The sequence below is a fragment of the Thermovirga lienii genome, assembly GCF_036847465.1.
Taxonomy (GTDB): domain Bacteria; phylum Synergistota; class Synergistia; order Synergistales; family Thermovirgaceae; genus Thermovirga; species Thermovirga lienii.
This window is the reverse complement of record NZ_DAITZW010000068.1, coordinates 1-3,573: the sequence shown is the minus strand read 5'-3', so window position 1 is coordinate 3,573 and position 3,573 is coordinate 1. Positions and strand designations below refer to the sequence as shown.

The 3,573-nt window shown below is 43.1% G+C and carries 2 protein-coding genes and 1 pseudogene; all 3 read left to right on the top strand.

All coding sequences use genetic code 11. The features are described from left to right. Nucleotides 1–341: pseudogene (locus tag V7Z69_RS09645) on the top strand (type I-B CRISPR-associated protein Cas7/Csh2); the annotation flags it as partial. After that, nucleotides 338–1,063, top strand: coding sequence for a type I-B CRISPR-associated protein Cas5b (gene cas5b / locus V7Z69_RS09640; RefSeq protein WP_334139774.1), 726 nt, complete (start codon nucleotides 338–340; stop codon nucleotides 1,061–1,063). The pseudogene V7Z69_RS09645 and the gene cas5b, both read left to right, overlap by 4 nt. 64 nt (nucleotides 1,064–1,127) lie before the next feature. Further along, nucleotides 1,128–3,389 (top strand): CRISPR-associated helicase Cas3', encoded by a 2,262-nt coding sequence (gene cas3, locus V7Z69_RS09635; RefSeq protein WP_334139773.1) that lies wholly within the window; start codon nucleotides 1,128–1,130, stop codon nucleotides 3,387–3,389. The last annotated feature ends 184 nt before the right edge of the window (nucleotides 3,390–3,573 follow it).

Below are 3,573 nucleotides of genomic sequence, written 5' to 3'. Positions count from 1 at the left end.
TAGGTCACGAAAACTTGATAACAAGAAGCAAGATAGGCCACAAACCAAGGCTTTTGCTGGAGGTAACGTATAAAGAGGGATACAACGGAGCTGTCGGGTTAATGAACGAAATGATAACTCTGAAAAAACACGACGGTTCACCTTTGGACGGAAAAGAGCAATATGCCCTCAGATCTGTGCGGGAAGTAATTTTGGATATCAACGATCTTGCTGATGGGATTGTGTTGAAGAAGAATTTCATAGATAAAATCAAGGTGATAAAAGACAAACGCCTGTCTGTAGACGGACTAGAAAGAATACAGGAGAGTATAGGAGCCAACTTTGTGTTAGAGGAGAGGTGATCGCCTTGCCTACTGTCTTTGAGGTGTCGGGAAGGAGGGCGATGTTTCGAAGGCCGTACACTACAACGTCCTCTGTTTCGTCTCCCTTCCCCCCACCAAGTGCTCTAGCTGGTATGATAGCGGCTGTTTTAGGTTTTGACAAAGGTTCTGATGAATGGGCAGGCAACGCCTTGTTCTGGAGAAAGATGGGCGGGACGCAGGTAGCATTGCGGATCATGAACCCTGTTTCTTGGTACAGTTCAACAATAAGTTTTATAAATACAAAAGATCCACAAAACAACCTGCGTATTCTAGTTAAACATCAGATGCTTCGTAACCCTAGATATCGCATTTACGTCAAAGGAGCACTGGAAGAACAGCTTGACTGGTATCTGCGGAATCAGCAGTTTGTATATACGCCATATTTAGGAGTTGCGTATGCTTTATGTAAGATTGAATATTTAGGACGCTTTGAAGAGGAACCGTGTGTTACGCCAACAGAGGTAGATTCAGTTATTCCTTTTGATTCTAATATCAAAATTGACACTGTAGCGACTGACGGGATCTTAAAGGAACGTATGACACTTAAGCTCAATTCCGATAGGTCCTTAGACAATGCTGTCACAGTGTTATTTAGGCCGTGGCCAGATCACGGAATTGTCGTTGAAGACAAGGGTGGTAAGGGTGGTATAGAAATAACAAAGTGCGGAGACGATACGGTCGCTTGGTTTCCTGCTTGGTGAGATGGAGGGCGTATAAGACGCCCTCTTTCATACTCCTGCAGAGAAAGGAGATGTAAAACCGTTAATGCATTACAAGGAACAGACGTGGACACCTAGACATCTGCCTGACAACATAAAAAGCCACCAAACAAGGTCTCTTAAAGATCACTTGGAAGGAACATATAACTTGGCAAAATTCCTGTCTGAAAGAAACCGTGTGCCTGTGGACTTAGAAAAACTTAAGTGGGTCTGCTGGACTCACGACCTTGGCAAAATAAAACCCGACTTCCAAGAGACTTTAGAAAAGAAAGAAAAAAGCGGTAAGGTTCCTCATGCAGAGCATTCATCTTGGTTTACCCTTGCGGCTACTCATGACCTCATGTGTGCTGAAGCGGTCAGAAGACACCATTCGCATATCTGCGGCTACAACGGCATATCCTCATATTGGGCTCACGATGACATGACGGCAAAAAAAATACACGGTACTTGCAGAAAACTTATTCCCGATTGGTCTTACATGCTACCTCAAGATGACATATTCAACTTCGTATACTCCCTGCCTGTAGAGGAGAAAGCATTTTTAGAAGAATACTGGCTGCGGTTTAAGACGCTTTTTTCTCTTTTTATAACCGCTGACAGAATGGACGCAATGAAAATACAAAATATTGATGGAGCTTTTATCCCTGACTGGAAGCCGAAGACTTTCTCTACTGCTACTCCCTTGGATAGCTGGCGTTCCGAGGTGAGGCGACTTTGTGTAGAGGCTGCTGACAATATGGATATACCAGGAATTTACACTCTGAGTCTGCCTACAGGGTCTGGTAAGACCCTTATAGGCTTAGAGATAGCTTATAGGTGGGCGAAGAAAAAAGGGTTGAGCAACATAATATATGCTCTTCCGTTTATCAGTATCGTTGAACAGAATGCCCAAGTGGCTTCAGAGGTTTTTGGAGAAGAGAGTGTTCAGGAAGATCACAGTTTTGTGTATGTTACAGACGACGAAGCAGAGGAGCCCATACCGGAAAAGAGAATGCAGAGCTTCTTCCGCTACTGGAACTCACCTGTTGTAGTTACTACGTTGGCTCAATTATGGAGATCTATTTTTGGGGCAAAAGCCAACGAATCAATGAATTTCCACAGGCTCAGCAACGCTGTTGTCATATTAGACGAACCTCAAGCTATAGATGCCAAGTTATGGAAAGGGTTTAGTAAGATTTTAAACCTTGTGTCAGAGAGGCTGAACACAACATTCCTCCTGATGACCGCCACTAAGCCTTATGACATCAACGGACAAGAACTGGCTCCTGTGGAAGCGGTCGCCAGAAGGCCGTATAAAACCCGATATAAATGCCAATATATTGATGGCGTTCATGAGCTGGAAAAGCTCCCTTCTCTATTGGAAGGCAACATAAAAAGACTGTATAACGCCTCTGGACTGGTAGTCCTCAACGCTAAAGAAAGTGCCTTCAAAGCCTACAGCATGTTAAAAGATATCCTTGGGCAGAATGCCCCTGTTCTCTTCCTCTCTGGGTGGGTAGCTCCAAAACACAGAAAGGAGATATTAAAAAAGCTGCATAATCTTGAAGAGGCAAAAAAGCAGAGATATCTGATCTCTACTCAGGTAGTAGAGGCGGGAGTGGATTTGGACTTTGAATGGGTATTCAGAGACCTAGGCCCTTTGGACAGCATTGTTCAGGTGGCAGGCAGATGCAATCGTCATTTTTCAATGATGAAAGAACTTGGCGAAGTGCTTATAGCTGAGATGAAAGACAAAACTGGAAAAACTATACTAAATGGTAGTAAGGTATATGGCAGCGTGCTTATAGATACTACTAAGAAAATTTTGGCAGAGAAACCGGTGTTTGACGAACAGGATACAATAGAGATGGTGAACAAGTATTTTGGGATACTCCATGAAGAAGCATTGAAAGCAGATGCTCTAGATACATCTATTCAGAATGGAGAATGGGGTTCTCTGCCAGAGCTGATAGAAGATAGGCAATACTCAAAACAGGTGTCTCTATACATAGAGTTAGACGACAATCTACAGAAACTGCTTAAAGAGCTTTCTAGCATGACAAGGAGTCTTGAGAATGTGAGTAGAGCGAGGAATATTGCAAGAAAGCTGCAGATGTACAGGATAGACGTGCCTTTGAAACACATAACTGCGTGGAAAGATAAACTTAGGACGAACTTCATCTCGGATACCAGTCAAACTATATTGGAAGAGCAACAAGAAGAAAAACAACGAGAAAAGGGAGGATACATCTTACACAAAGAGGGAATAGGAACGGTTTACCGTATGGACTGCGGGTTTGTTCCCCCTGATTGTGTCGAACTCCAATAATGCAAAAACCCTGGGGGATCGACACAGAAGCTGAACTTTGAAAAACCTTACAAATACTGGCTTCAGCTTACAGTAGTACCTTGACAGCCAAATAAGCTGCAGACTGAGTTTGAAATGTTTCTATAAGAGATCTAAAATAACTGGAGTACGACGGGTTTGAAATGTTTCTATGAGAGATCTAAAC